The 12,823-nt window shown below is 65.5% G+C and carries 11 protein-coding genes; 8 read left to right on the top strand and 3 right to left on the bottom strand.

Annotated elements, in window-relative coordinates:
- A complete protein-coding gene (locus CHB73_RS04080) occupies nt 1–2,346 on the bottom strand; it encodes a cysteine synthase (protein WP_089272402.1) in 2,346 nt (781 codons plus the stop codon).
- An 88-nt stretch (nt 2,347–2,434) separates the two neighbouring features.
- On the opposite strand from CHB73_RS04080, the gene CHB73_RS04075 reads away from it, so the two are divergent.
- The 4 genes from CHB73_RS04075 (at nt 2,435) to CHB73_RS04060 (ending at nt 7,365) form a co-directional block, all read left to right on the top strand.
- Complete coding sequence (locus CHB73_RS04075; protein ID WP_089272400.1) at nt 2,435–4,204, top strand: motility associated factor glycosyltransferase family protein; 1,770 nt, start codon at nt 2,435–2,437, stop codon at nt 4,202–4,204.
- A 123-nt stretch (nt 4,205–4,327) separates the two neighbouring features.
- The gene (locus CHB73_RS04070; protein ID WP_089272398.1) at nt 4,328–4,981 is read left to right on the top strand and encodes a phosphatase PAP2 family protein; all 654 of its coding nucleotides are present in this window, start codon (nt 4,328–4,330) and stop codon (nt 4,979–4,981) included.
- A complete protein-coding gene (locus tag CHB73_RS04065; RefSeq protein WP_089272396.1) occupies nt 4,982–6,661 on the top strand; it encodes an ArnT family glycosyltransferase in 1,680 nt (559 codons plus the stop codon). It begins immediately after the preceding gene.
- A 101-nt stretch (nt 6,662–6,762) separates the two neighbouring features.
- Nucleotides 6,763–7,365 carry a BON domain-containing protein gene (locus tag CHB73_RS04060; RefSeq protein WP_089272394.1) on the top strand — a complete coding sequence of 201 codons (603 nt, stop codon included), beginning with the start codon at nt 6,763–6,765 and terminating at the stop codon, nt 7,363–7,365.
- A gap of 13 nt (nt 7,366–7,378) precedes the next feature.
- On the opposite strand, the gene CHB73_RS04055 is transcribed toward CHB73_RS04060, so the two are convergent.
- Nucleotides 7,379–8,476, bottom strand: coding sequence for a tetratricopeptide repeat protein (locus tag CHB73_RS04055; RefSeq protein ID WP_089272392.1), 1,098 nt, complete (start codon nt 8,474–8,476; stop codon nt 7,379–7,381).
- A gap of 199 nt (nt 8,477–8,675) precedes the next feature.
- On the bottom strand, nt 8,676–9,602 hold the full coding sequence (locus CHB73_RS04050) for a Gfo/Idh/MocA family protein (protein WP_089272390.1): 927 nt from the start codon (nt 9,600–9,602) through the stop codon (nt 8,676–8,678).
- A 162-nt stretch (nt 9,603–9,764) separates the two neighbouring features.
- On the opposite strand from CHB73_RS04050, the gene lpxB reads away from it, so the two are divergent.
- Genes lpxB through CHB73_RS04030 form a run of 4 tightly spaced genes read left to right on the top strand, consistent with a single transcriptional unit; the run spans nt 9,765 to nt 12,801 of the window.
- Nucleotides 9,765–10,940, top strand: a complete 1,176-nt coding sequence (gene lpxB, locus CHB73_RS04045) for a lipid-A-disaccharide synthase (protein WP_089272389.1) — start codon at nt 9,765–9,767, stop codon at nt 10,938–10,940.
- A 9-nt stretch (nt 10,941–10,949) separates the two neighbouring features.
- Nucleotides 10,950–11,273 carry a hypothetical protein gene (locus tag CHB73_RS04040; RefSeq protein ID WP_089272387.1) on the top strand — a complete coding sequence of 108 codons (324 nt, stop codon included), beginning with the start codon at nt 10,950–10,952 and terminating at the stop codon, nt 11,271–11,273.
- Between the two features lie 56 nt (nt 11,274–11,329).
- Entirely contained in the window at nt 11,330–11,728 is a 399-nt protein-coding gene (locus CHB73_RS04035; protein ID WP_089272385.1) for a YccF domain-containing protein, read from the top strand.
- 47 nt (nt 11,729–11,775) lie between these two features.
- On the top strand, nt 11,776–12,801 hold the full coding sequence (locus CHB73_RS04030) for a DUF3644 domain-containing protein (protein ID WP_089272383.1): 1,026 nt from the start codon (nt 11,776–11,778) through the stop codon (nt 12,799–12,801).
- The last annotated feature ends 22 nt before the right edge of the window (nt 12,802–12,823 follow it).

Below are 12,823 nucleotides of genomic sequence, written 5' to 3'. Positions count from 1 at the left end.
CTAAGCGTCCTGCCTTGCGGCGTCGCGCCGGTACACGCGCGGGCCTTGCGCCGTGTCCTCCACGCGATAGCCCAGGGCGGCCAGTTCCCCGCGCAGTTCGTCGGAGGCGGCGAAATCCTTGGCCTTGCGGGCGGCCTCGCGCCGGTCCACCAGGGTGCGCACGGCGTCCGGCAGGCAACCGCAGGCCACGGGCATCCGGCTGGCGTCCAGAATGCCCAGCACCGCATCCGCGGCCTCCAACTGCTTCAGGCAGGCGGCGGCCCCGGCCCGGTTCAGCCTGCCCGCCGTAATCCAGGCGTTGACGCGCCTGACGAAGGTGAACAGCCCCGGCCAGTAGCGGTGCAGGGAAAGGTCGTCCTCGCAGGCGGCGGTAAGGGCGGCCTTGAGGTCGAAAACGGCCTGCTCCACCTCTTCCGCTGGCCCGGCTTCGCGGTCCTGACCGGACGCGGCCTCGTCGCCAAGGGCCAGGCGCAGGGCGCAGGCGGCCTCCTGCACCTTGTGCCAGTTGCGCGCCCACATGGAGAGGCTCTGCTCTCCGGCGGCAAGGCTCTTGCGGTAGGAGGAGGACAAAAGCCACAACCGAAGCGCCGCCGCTCCGCCGGCCAGCTCCATGAGCCGTTCCAGGGACACGGGTTCCCCGCCCTCGGGCCGCGATATCTTGCGGTCCGCCAGCCAGGCCTTCACCTCCACCCCGGCCGCGCTCCAGATGGCGCGCAGGTTCTCCAGGTGCGGGAACTGGTGCTCCTCGCCGCCCACCAGCACGTCCACGCGGCCCAGGGCGGCAAGCCCGGCCACGGCCACCTGCATGAACCAGCTGGGCCGCACGTTGCCCCACTCGGTCTCGATGATGTCGCCGAGCTTGAGGTCTTGCAGGGTAGCGCGCTTGAGCAGCGTGAAGTCCAGGGGATTGTCCTTCACGTAGTCGCCCAGGTCCACGGTCTTGCCCACGGAAAGCCCGTCCATGTCCATAAGCTTCATGGCCCCGTAGCGGGGATCGCGGCGCACGTCGAAATACACGCTGCGGAGCTTCTCGTAGGCCAGGCCCTTGCCCAAGAGCTTACGGCAGATCTCCAGCGCCCTGGGCACCGAGGCCGAGGCCGACTCGAAGACCGTGTCCGGCAGCGCGCCCAGCTCGGCCGCGCGGGCAGTGATGCGCGCCACCGCACCCTCTGCGTACTGCGCGCGCGAGAGACCGGCCGCGCGGGCCGCGGCAAGGGTGCGGTCGTCCAGGTCGGCCAGACCGACGGCCAGCCGGGCCTCCAGGCCGCGCGCGCGCAAATGCCGCACCAGCACGTCGGAAAGCACGAACCTGCGCCAGGCGTCAGGCTCGTCGGGCTCGTCCAGGCTGGGGCCGATGCAGTAGACGTGGAGCGCACCCGAGGCGTCGAGGTGGGTCTTGCCGCCGGTGGCCAGGTTCATCAGGCGCAGGCCGTCCTTGCTCTTGGGGGCGAACAGCGGGGTGGACAGGTAGCGTTCCCCGCCGTCCGGAAAAATCACCACGATGTAGCCGCCCCTGCCCTCGGCCGCCAGCTCCGCCGCCAGCTTAAGCGCCCCGGCAAGGGCCGCGCCGGAGCTCATGCCCATGAACAGCCCTTCCTCGCGCGCCAGTCGGCGGCAGCATTCGAAGGCCTCCTCGTCCTCCACGCGCAGGATGCGGTCCAGGGCCTTCTTGTTGTAGATGCCCGGAGGATAGGACTCGTGCATGTTCTTGAGGCCCTGGATCTTGTGCCCGGCAAAAGGCTCTATGGCGCAGACCGCCACGCCCGGATGCTCGTGCATGCTCTTGGCCAGGCCCATGGCCGTGCCCGAGGTGCCCAGCGCGGCCACCACATGGGTCACGCTCCCGCCGGTCTGTTCCCATATTTCCGGGCCGGTGCCGTTGTAGTGGGCGGCGATGCTGTTGGGGTTGTTGAACTGGTCCATGAGCACGTAGGTGTCCGGCTCGGTGCGGGCCAGGCGGTAGGCCAGCTCGATGGCGCCATCCGTGCCCAGCCGTCCGGGAGTGAGGCGGATCTCCGCGCCGTAGGCGCGCATGATGCGCTTGCGCTCCTCGCTGGCGGAATCGGGCATGATGAGGCACATCTTGTAGCCCTTCACCGCGGCCACCATGGCCAGGCCAATGCCCGTGTTGCCGCTGGTGGCCTCGATGATGGTCTTGCCGGGGACAAGCTCGCCGCTGTGCTCCGCCGCCTCGATCATGGCCGCGGCCACGCGGTCCTTGATGGAGCCGCCGGGGTTCATGCACTCCAGCTTCGCCATGATTTTGACGCCAGAATGGGGATTCAGGCGGCGAATCTCCACCAGCGGGGTGCCGCCCACAAGCCGCAAAATGTCCGTGCGTTCCATCTATGCGCCCCTGCGCCAGGGCCCGCCGTGCAGCGGAGCCTCTGGCCCGTGATTTGCATTGTCGGGCCCAAACAAGAGAGGTCGGCCCATGACCATGTTCCCGTTCCTGAAAGACAACATCACCGCGCTTGAGAAGGCCAGCCCGGCGCTGTATGATTGGCTGTCCCACAGCCAGTTCGATGAACAGTCCCTGAAAACCGCCGTCTTTGTCAACCGATGGGGCAACATCGACTGGCGCATTCCGGGTGGGCCCGGTCTGTTCGAGGCCATGCCTCCGGGGCTGCTCTACCGCGACTGGCCGAACATGGACAAGCCCGACCTCTCCGCCAGCATCATCATTGGCTGCAATGTGGGCTACGGGCTCAACCACTTGCTCGTCAAGAGCCCGGACTCGCACAAGATCCTTGTTATCGAGCCCAACGCGGAACTGCTGCTGGCCTGCCTGGGCCAAACCGACTACAGGCCGTTCTTCGCCAACAAGAAGCTGCACTTCCTCGCCCCCAACGAGGAACACCTGAACGAGTACATTCGCCACCTGGACCTGCAGTACGTGTACGGCAAAATTTACCTGCGCGGCGACATCCCCAGCCGCCAGCTGGGCCCGGAGTACGCCCGCTGGACCGAGACGGTGAAAAACCGCCTGGAGAACTTCAGCGTGGAGATGGTCACCCTGCGCTGCCGCCAGGACGTGATGGTGGGCAACGAGCTCAAGAACTTCCGCCGCGCCCAGGCCGATGGCAGCCTGCTGCCCCTGAAGGACGCCGCGCGCGGCGTCGGGGCCGTTGTGCTGGGCGCCGGCCCCTCGCTGGAGCGCTTCGCCCCGGAACTGGCGGCAAACCCCGGCTACGCCCTGTACGCCTCGGCCCTGCAGACCCTGCCAGCCCTGCGCCGCCTGGACCTTAAGCCGCACTTCTGCCTGGCGCTGGACTATGACGGCTCCATGCTCTCGGTGTACAACCGCCTGGACGAGGAATGGGCCTCGGACATCCCGCTCATCTACTCCACCAAGGTCAACCCCGAGGTGGTGCGCCGCTACCCCGGCCCCACCCTGCCCCTGTGGACCCAGGGAGGCCTGGGCACCTTCGCCATGCAGGACCACGAGTTCGTGCTGGACGCTGGCGGCAACGTGAGCCTGACCCTGGTGCGCCTGCTGCGCTGGATGGGCGCGTCGAGCATTCTGCTGGCCGGACAGGACTTCGCCTGGAAGGGCGGCAGTACCCACGCCATGGGGCACCACGCCGCCGGGCGCGAAGTGGCCTTCGATCCGGCCATGCACCAGCGTTTGAAGAACCTTTGGGGCGAGGAGATCATCTCCAGCGTCCAGTACCTGACCAGCAAGCGCGACCTGGAGAACGACATAAAGAAGGCTCCCTTCCGCATCGCCAACCTGTACGGCGGCGGCGTGGTCATCGAGGGGGCTCCCGCTGTGGATCTGGGCCAGGCGCGGAGCGAAGGCCTGCTCGCGTGCGCTCCGGGCAGCCGCGAGCGCTTCCTGAACGCCCTGGGCCAGGCGCGGGGCACGGCCAAGGCCATGCGCTTCGAGCCGCGCAGCCACATCTGGACAAGCTCCTTCCGCGGGCTGGAGAAGCGGATGCAGAAGCTCTTCCGCCAGTGCGGCCAGAGCCAGGACGAAATCCACACCCTGCTTGAGCAGGCGCTCTTCTTCGTGCGCCAGGATCCGCTCTACCTGCCGTACCTGTTCAACGAGACCATCGACCTGGCCGGACTGGCCAAGACCCGGCGCTCCTACCACCCGGCCGACCTCTCGGAGTTCAAGCGCATCGGCAAGAACATTCTGGCCAAGGTGCGCGAGGTGGACCGCTGCGTGGGCGGCCTGGACGACACGAACGCGGCCTAGGAACCGCAACACCATGAACGCGCCCGCCCGCCTGTCACGATTCCGCCGGGCGGGCGCTCGTCCATCGTCCGGGTCCCGCGCGCACCGTGTTGCGCCAGGGCGGCAATCGGCCTATAAGGCCGCATGTCGCGCCAAGCCCCCCATCCCCTCGCCGTCTGGACGGCCCTGTGCCTGCCTCTTGTCCTGGTGGTCGCCGCCTGCTTCGCCTGCATCGGCGGGGAGGACGCCGTGGCCGCGTTCTTCGCCCAGTGGCGCGCGGAGCACCCCGACGCCCTCACAATCGCCACGTTCTACACGGACTGGGGCAACCCGGCCCTGTACCTGGCGTTCGCGGGCATCCTGGCCGTGGGCGTCAAAAACCGCCGGGCCGAGCTCGTGGCCCAGGCCCTGGCCTATCTGGCCGCGCAGCTGCTCTTCTCCCTGGCCATCGAGCGCGTGCTCAAGGTCGGCATCGGCAGGCCCCGCCCCGGCGTGGGCGGCCCCCTCGTGCCCTTTTCGCTGGACGCCGCGCACAACGCCATGCCCTCCGGGCACACCGCGGAGATGAGCGTGCAGACCGCCTGCCTCGCCCTGTTCGCCAGATCGCTGGCCGTGCCCCTGCTCATGGGGCTGCTGCTGGCCCTCATGGGCGCAAGCAGGCTTGCCGTGGGCGCGCACCATCCCACGGACCTGCTGGCGGGCATGGCCCTGGGCTGCCTGGGCGGAGTGTTTGCCAGCCGCCTGGCTCCGCGCCTCGTGCCGCGCATCGAACGGGCGTTTTCCAAGGGGGGCAAGTAGATGCAGCGCATGTGGGAGCTGATGCGGCGCTGGCCCCTGGCCGCCCTGGCGGTGCTTACCGCCTTGCAGACCGCGGGCGCGCTTTCCGCCCGGGCCCTGTGGTTCTCCGACGAGGTGCGCTACGCCGACGCCTACGCTGAACTGCTGCGCGGGCACTGGCTGGTGCTGAACCTGAACGGCGTGGCCTACCCGGACAAGCCGCCCCTGTACTTCTGGCTGTTGCGCGCCCTGGACGCCGTGACCGGCGTGGGCGACCCGGCGGTGTTCTTCCTGGGCGCGGCGGTAAGCGGCTTTCTTGTGCTCTGGGCCGTGCTTTTGTGGGCCAAGGCCTTGCGCCTGCAGGACGACGCGGGCCTGATGGCCGGGATGGTGCTGCTCTGCACGCTCTTCTTCGCCGGGTTGCTGCACTACTCGCGCATGGACATGCTCTTCGCGGCGCTGATCACCGCCTCCCAGGCGGCCTTCTGCGCGGCCTTCCGGACCGGAAACGAGGCGCAGCGCGGCCGCGCGGCCGCCCTGGCCATGCTGCTCGCCGCGCTGGCCACCCTCACCAAGGGGCCGCTGGGTCTGCTGTTCCCCATTGTGACCACGCTGCTCTTTTTGTCCTGGCGCGGCCGCGCGCGGGAGTTCTTCCGCAAGGACATGCTGCCGGGCCTGGCCGTGCTGCTGGCCGTGGTCTTTTCCTGGGTCGCGGCGGCCTACGTCGTGGAGGGGCCGGGCTTTCTGCGCAAGATCTTCTATGAGCAGATTTTCCAGCGCGCCACCAAGACCTTCCACCACGCCGAGCCCTGGTATTTCTATCTGGTGGCCTTTCCGCCCTGCTGGCTGCCCTGGATGCTTGCGCCCGTGGCCCTGCCGCTGCGGCGGCTTGTTTCCGCCGCGTTCTGGCGCGGCCTGGCCCAGGGGCGCAAGAACGCCTCCCCAGAGGCCGACGCCCGCGCCTGGCTGTGGATTTCCGCGGCAAGCGGCCTGGTGCTGCTGTCCCTGCTGAGCGGCAAGGTGGTGGTGTACATACTGCCGCAACTGCCGCCGCTGGCCCTGCTGCTGGCGCTGGCCCTGCGCGACGGCTCCCTGCCCTGGCGCAGGCTGTGGCTGGCCACGGCCGCGCTGTTCCTGGTCCTGGCGGCCGCGGCCAGCCAGGGGGCGCGCTTCCTGCCCGCACCCGTGGCCCCGGACGGCGGCCTGCCCGGCGCGTACGCCGTGGCCGGAGGCTTCGCGGCCTGCGCGGCCGGGGTGTTCCTTCTGCGCAGGCAGGAGCCCCGCCACGTGCTGCTGGCCCTGGCCCTGCTCATGCCCGCGTGGGTGCAGCCCGCCGCCCGCACCCTGTCCCCGGCCCTGGACGCCATCATGAGCCCGAAGCCGCAGGCGCTCGTCCTGCAGCAGTATGCCAAGCTGGGCTACACGCCCCTGTCGCACGACATCTACCAGGGCATCTATTCCTACTATCTGGGCGGCGTCATCCGCGAGACCTGGGCCTTCGACATGCTGGACAAGGCCGTGGCCGAGGAGGACGTGGTGCTGGTGATCAAGAAGAAAAGATGGGACGCCTGGACTGAACGCCCGGCCCAGGTGACCAAAGTGTTCGAGCAATGGATGGCCGGGCAGACGTATTATGTGGCCGTGAGCCGCAGGGACGGCACCCCGCCGCCCCCGCCCGACGCCTGCGGCCCGGCAGAGTGACGGCAACGTCTGGCAAGGAAACTGCATCGATGCTGGCGGATTGACACAGGCAACCAGCGGCGCTGACCCCGCGCCGCGCAAACGGCATCAGGAGACTCCCCGTGCGATCGCTCAGGCTTGCGCTCCTCATCTGCCTCGCCGCGCTCTGCGCCGGAGGCTGCGCCTCGCTGCCCATGCTGGCCGCACTGGACGTGATGAACGCCGCCGAGTTGGGCAAGACCGGGTATGACATGGCCGCAGGGCTCAATTCCCGCAAGACGCTGAACATGGACCACAGCCCGGACGCCCAGGCAGAGGCCCGGCTGCGCGCCGCGCTGGACAGGCAGGGCGGCACCCTGCGCTGGGCCACCGCGCAGGTGTCGCAGGGCCAGGCCTATGTCGTGGGCTCCTACGCCGACAGGCAGGAGCTGGAGCGCGCCCGCCGGGCCACCGCGAAGATCAAGGGCGTGGACCAGGTGACCCTGTGCCTGTTCCCGGTTGGCAGCGGCCAGGGGCGGGCCGTCAGCGACGGCGAGATGCGCGACAACATCCTCAGGCTCTCCGGGGTGCGCACGCCGGACGTTCGCGTGCATGTTGTGGAAGGCAACGCCGTGCTCATCGGCCGGGTGCGGACCAGAGACGAAGAAGAGCAGCTCCTCGAAAGCGCGCGCATCGCCGGGGCATCCAGCGTGCAGAACCACGTGCGGCTCTTCGCCGCGCGGTAAGCCCCCTCAGCCCTCACTCCGAAACGGCAAGCGGCCTGCCCCCGTACAAGGCTTCCTCAATGCGCCCGGCCTTGGCGGTCTCGCCCAGTTGCGAATACAGCTCCAGGGCCTGCTCATACGCCAGGCGAGAGGACGCCGCATCGTCCATCTTCTGATGGGCAATGCCCATAAGGACAAGAGCCTGAGCCCGCAACAGCCTGTTCTCCTCCCCTGTCGCCAATTGCACCGCTTGGGTAAAGCTCTCCACGGACGCCTTTGCGGCATCGGCCTCCAGTTGCAGCTTGCCGAGCAAGGCATATGCAGCCGGGGTTCTGAAGCGCGAATCGGATGCATATTCCGTCCACATGGACCGCTGCATGAGCGCAAGCGCGAGGCCGTGATTGCCTTTTGCGCTCTGGCACTGCGCCATCTGGCGGAGCGCGAGCACCTCCTCACGCCTGAATTTGCCGGTGTCGTTCATGGAACGCAGCCGCACCCGCTCAAGGTTCTCCAAAGCCGCATCAAGCTGGCCGAACTTGCGTTGCGCGGTGCCCAGCCAAAGCAAGGCCTCAAGCTCTGCGGCCTTTTTTGAAATGACGGAGGCGTAGCCGAGACTTTCGCTGAATTGCAGTGCGGCGCCGACGTAGTCGCCCTGCCCGTACAGCCGCCGGCCTTCACTGTAATGCCGCGCGGTACATTCGGTACAGTATTCGGCGGCCCCGAAGAAAACCCCGGACAGGACCAGCAGCGCAACGCCAAAAGCCGCCGCACACTGTTTCCTGTTCAAGAGGGATTCCACGTTGTCATATGTCGAAAAGTCCTCGTCCAGCTTGAAGCGTTTTATGAGGAGCACGGACGTGAAGAGATTCAGGCAGACATATGTCCCGACGAGAAGATAATTGCTATTCCAGAAGTATTTCCTGGCCGCGATGAGCAGCGGCACGGAGAGAAGGGCCACAAAAATGAAGGCCGCAAGGGAGAAGGCGAACTCCCGCTTCCTTCCCTTGCGCCACAAAACCAGGAGCACAAGAAGAAAAAACGTATGCGCCGTTGATCGCCAGATCAACCGGTTCGTCCGGTCCATGCCCTTCAGCACGGACTCCTGGGAGCCGACCTTGTCCATGAAGGCCATCAGCGCTTTCCCCTTCCCCGGCTTGCAGGCGCAATGCGCCAGGTCCACATGCAATGCCCGCCATTGCCGCGCACCTTCCCCGGATACGGGACACCATGGCGCAATGCAACAGCAAGCCTGCACCTGCGCCATGCTCAAGAAAAAAAAGGCGGCCCCGCAGGACCGCCCGTGATTTCGTGCCCGTGCGCACGGCGGACGCCTAGACCGTCCCGCCCCCGGCGAAGATCTTCTCGATGGCCGCAAGCACGCACAGGCCGTCCTCGCCGCTTATGGGCAGGGGCCGTTCGCCGCGCACAGCGGCAAGAAACGCGGTAAGCTCCTCGCGCATCTGCTCGCGCGGCATCACCGGATGCTCCTTCACCGTGTAGGTCTTGGCCACGGGGTCGAAGGGGCCGTACTCGCGCACCTGCTGGGCGATGAGGTCGGCCACGAAATAGCGGTCCTTGCAGGCCACGCGGATGCTGCGGGAGCGCGCCGGGGTGAGCCAGTTGGTGGTGATGTGTCCGAGCACGCCGTTTTTCATGCGCGCGCCGATAAAGGCGCTGTCCTCGTGCGGGGCCAAGGTGGTGGAGAACACCGCGTCCACGCTCTCGAAGTCCGCGCCGGAGAGGAAGCGCAGCAGGTCCAAGTCGTGGGAGCCCAGGTCGCGGATGACGCCCACGTCCTGGATGCGCGCCGGGAACGGGCCCACACGCTCGATGTCCACCGAGACAAGCCCCTCGCCCGCCAGTTCCTTGAGCTTGAGGATGGCGGGGTTGAAGCGCTCTATGTGGCCCACCATGAGGGGCACGCCCTTGGCGCGGGCCGCGGCCACCAGTTGACTGCCCTGAGCCGCGGTTGCCGCCAACGGCTTCTCCAGCAGCAGGGCCACGCCCCGCTCGATGACCTTCATGCCCACCTCGAAATGCAGCACCGTGGGCACGCTTATGCTCACCGCGTCCAGGTCGAGCTTCAAGAACTCGTCCAGGTCGGCGAACCCGGCCACGCCAAAACGGCTCTTGGCCTCGTCAAGGTTGGCCTGCGCCACGTCCATGACGCCCAGCACCTGGACATCCGGCATTTCGCAGTAGTTGCGCAGGTGGATCTTGCCCATTGAGCCAAGGCCGATGACGCCGACTTTCCGCATGGAGCGCTCCGCGTTGGGGGTTGTGCGCCCCTGGACGGCACGGCCGCCGCCAGAGGCTGCCCTTCCCTACATCCTCCGGCCCGGCAATGCAACGCCGCGCCGCGCCCGGCCCCGGCAGGGCCGCGCCTTGCGCCGTGGCCCGATTCGCGCTATCTGCCGGGCATGAGCAGTCCCCCCTCCATCTCCTTCCGCGACCCCTCCGGCCCCCTGTGGATCAGCGCGGGCGAGGCCTCCGGAGACATCCACGCCGCCAGCCTGCTTGGCGCCCTGCGCGAGTTGGAGCCCGGCCTCTGCGCCGTGGGCATGGGCGGTCCGGCGCTCTACAAGGCCGGGTGCCAGGTGCGCTTTCCCATGCGCCTCATCTCGCTGGTGGGCTTGACCGAGGTGCTTTCCGGCCTGCCGCGCATCCTGCGCCTGCTGGGCGAGGTCAAGCGCGCCCTCATGGAGCTGCGGCCCAGGGCCATCGTGCTCATCGACTGCCCGGACTTCCACTTCCGCGTGGCCCGCATGGCCGAAACACTCGGCATTCCGGTATACTACTACGTCAGCCCGCAGGTGTGGGCATGGCGCTCCGGCCGGGTGGAATTCCTGCGCCGGTTCACGCGCCGCGTGCTGTGCATCCTGCCGTTCGAGAAGGACTTCTACGCTGCGCGCGGCATGGACGTGGATTACGTGGGCCACCCGCTCATGGACCAGATGCCTCTTGCCGAATTGGACGCCCTGCACCCGGACCCCAACCAGCTGGGCATCCTGCCCGGCAGTCGGCGCAAGGAAATCAGCGCGCTGCTGCCGGAGTTCGCCCGCGCGGCGCTGCTGCTGCGCCGCCAGCTGCCCGGCCTGACCCTGGCCCTGGCCCGCGCGCCGGGCGTGGATGAGAACTTCCTGCGGCTGTTCCTGCCGCCGGAGCTGCCCGTGCGCGTCCTGCCGCCGGAGGACCGCTACCGCGTCATGCGCACCAGCCGGGCGCTTCTGGCCGCCAGCGGCACGGTGACGCTTGAAGCCGCGCTCATCGGCACGCCCACGGTGGTGGCGTACAAGCTTTCGGCCTTAAGCTTCGCCATCGGCAAGGCCGTGGTGCAGGTCAAATACGCCAGCCTGCCCAACCTCATCATGGGCCGCGAAATTTTCCCCGAAATGCTGCAGGGCAAGGCGCGCGGCGACCTGCTGGCGGCGCGCCTGCTGCCCTGGATGGCCGACGGCGACGCCCTGGCCAGCGCACGCGAGGACCTGGCCGGACTGCGCGCGCTGGTGGGCGGCCCCGGCGCGGCGCACCGCGCGGCGGCCATCGTGCTGGACGACCTGCGGACCCTGGGCGAATCGCCCGCAACAACGGCATAAGGACACGACATGGAAGCCGTGCGCGTGTACGCAGACATCCACGGGCTCTCGCCCGAGGCCTTCGAGGAAATCCGCCAGTCCATGCCCTTCGACCAGGTGGTCTACAAGGACCGCCTGCTCGCCGTGGACTTCGAGGGGCACTACATCGACGTGGAGCCGTTTTTGAACGACGTGGCGCGGCTTCTGGACGACGACGGCTGGGGCAAGCTCGATTTCATCGACCAGATCGACTACGCGCTCACCCGCTACGTCATCAAAAAAGGCCACTGGCAGGCCAAGGACGTGCTGGTGGACAACGTGGTGGAGAAGGTGCACCTGGAATCGGGCGTGTAGCCCCAAACAGTCAACGCCGCCCAAAGCTCTTGCGGGCGGAAAAGGAGGACGCGCTCGTGCGGCTTCTGGGCAATCTCATCTGGTTCGTGTTTGGCGGGCTCGCCATGGGCCTGGGCTGGTTCGTGGTCGGGCTGTGCATGTTCGCCTCGATCCTCGGCATCCCCTGGGGGCGGGCCTGCTTCATGCTGGGCCTGTTCTGCCTGTGGCCCTTCGGGCGGGAGGTGGTCATCCGCAGCGCCGTCACCGGGCAGCAGGACATCGGCACAGGCACGCTGGGCGCGTTGGGCAACCTCATCTGGTTCCTGGTGGCGGGCTGGTGGCTGTTCTTGGGGCACTTCATCTCGGCGCTGCTCTGCTTCATCACCATCATCGGCATCCCCTTCGGCGCGCAGCACATGAAGCTGGCCGGGGCCAGCCTAGCGCCCATTGGGAAGACGGTGGTGGAGGTGGGGTAAGACCTGTTTTCCCCAGTCAACATTTCCGATGTGCGAGGAGTGAGCTTATGAGACGGCCATTATGTAAAAAATTCCTAGATAAATCATATGCAGCGATTATAGGTGCAATCGAGATTTACAACAAGCCGAACGCTTTTTACAGAGAAGAAGCGTTTGCCATACTGTCAGTTAATGCATGGGAACTATTGCTAAAAGCAAAAATACTCAAAGATAACAACAATAATAAAAAATCAATCTGCGAGTACAAGAGTAGAAGCACCAAAAGAGGTGAAAAGACTAAAAGGCAGTACCTCTGCCCAAATAGGGCTGGAAATCCGAAGACGATTTCTATTCTAAACTGCATATCAGTAATTGCAAAAACACCTTCAAGCTTGGATAAAGAAATAGTAGACAATGTTAACGCCTTAATCGAAATCAGAGATAACGCCACACATTGCGTAAATACAAACCCAATTCTCGTAAAACAAATTTTCGAAATATCTTGCGCTTGTATTAAAAACTTCATTCTTCTTGCGAAAAAATGGTTTAGCCAGGATTTCTCAAACTCCATCTCACTGGTTGTCCCACTAGCATTTATCGATGGGAGCAAAGAAGTGGAATCAATCACGGTAAGCCCTGACGAGAGCAGGCTTATCAAGTATCTTCAACATATTGCAAAAGAGAATGGATCCACCGACAGCGAATACTCCGTCGCGATACGCCTTGATATAAAATATGAGAAATCGAGCTTAGCTAGTGCAACAAAAGTCATCTCATCAAAAGACCCAGATGCAATCAAAATCGAGCTAACTGAAGAAGACTTTAAACGCATCTACCCCTGGGATTACGGAGAATTGCTCACTCGACTCAAGAATAGATATATTGACTTTAAGCAAAACAGAAAATTTTACGACACTAAACGTCCGCTCATGAATAATCCTCAGCTTGTCCAGCCAAGGTACCTTGATCCAGACAATCACAATGGCACCAAAAAAGACTTTTATAGCCCCAATATTATGTCAAAATTCGACCCCTACTACAAACGAGCAGAAGAAGCCACTAGCTTGCCGATAAACCTTCAAGATAATCAATAAAAAGGGGCCAAACGGCCCCTTC

The organism is Humidesulfovibrio mexicanus (assembly GCF_900188225.1).
GTDB classification, from domain to species: Bacteria; Desulfobacterota; Desulfovibrionia; order Desulfovibrionales; family Desulfovibrionaceae; genus Humidesulfovibrio; species Humidesulfovibrio mexicanus.
This window is presented reverse-complemented; position numbering and strand designations above follow the sequence as displayed.

Bases quoted from the DNA above. Each gene is read 5' to 3' on its own strand.
- CHB73_RS04080 (WP_089272402.1), bottom strand. From the start codon at position 2,346: ATGGAACGCACGGACATTTTGCGGCTTGTGGGCGGCACCCCGCTGGTG.
- CHB73_RS04050 (WP_089272390.1), bottom strand. From the start codon at position 9,602: ATGCGGAAAGTCGGCGTCATCGGCCTTGGCTCAATGGGCAAGATCCAC.
- CHB73_RS04065 (WP_089272396.1), top strand. From the start codon at position 4,982: ATGCAGCGCATGTGGGAGCTGATGCGGCGCTGGCCCCTGGCCGCCCTG.
- CHB73_RS04040 (WP_089272387.1), top strand. From the start codon at position 10,950: ATGGAAGCCGTGCGCGTGTACGCAGACATCCACGGGCTCTCGCCCGAG.
- CHB73_RS04030 (WP_089272383.1), top strand. From the start codon at position 11,776: ATGAGACGGCCATTATGTAAAAAATTCCTAGATAAATCATATGCAGCG.
- lpxB (WP_089272389.1), top strand. From the start codon at position 9,765: ATGAGCAGTCCCCCCTCCATCTCCTTCCGCGACCCCTCCGGCCCCCTG.
- CHB73_RS04070 (WP_089272398.1), top strand. From the start codon at position 4,328: ATGTCGCGCCAAGCCCCCCATCCCCTCGCCGTCTGGACGGCCCTGTGC.
- CHB73_RS04075 (WP_089272400.1), top strand. From the start codon at position 2,435: ATGACCATGTTCCCGTTCCTGAAAGACAACATCACCGCGCTTGAGAAG.
- CHB73_RS04055 (WP_089272392.1), bottom strand. From the start codon at position 8,476: ATGGCCTTCATGGACAAGGTCGGCTCCCAGGAGTCCGTGCTGAAGGGC.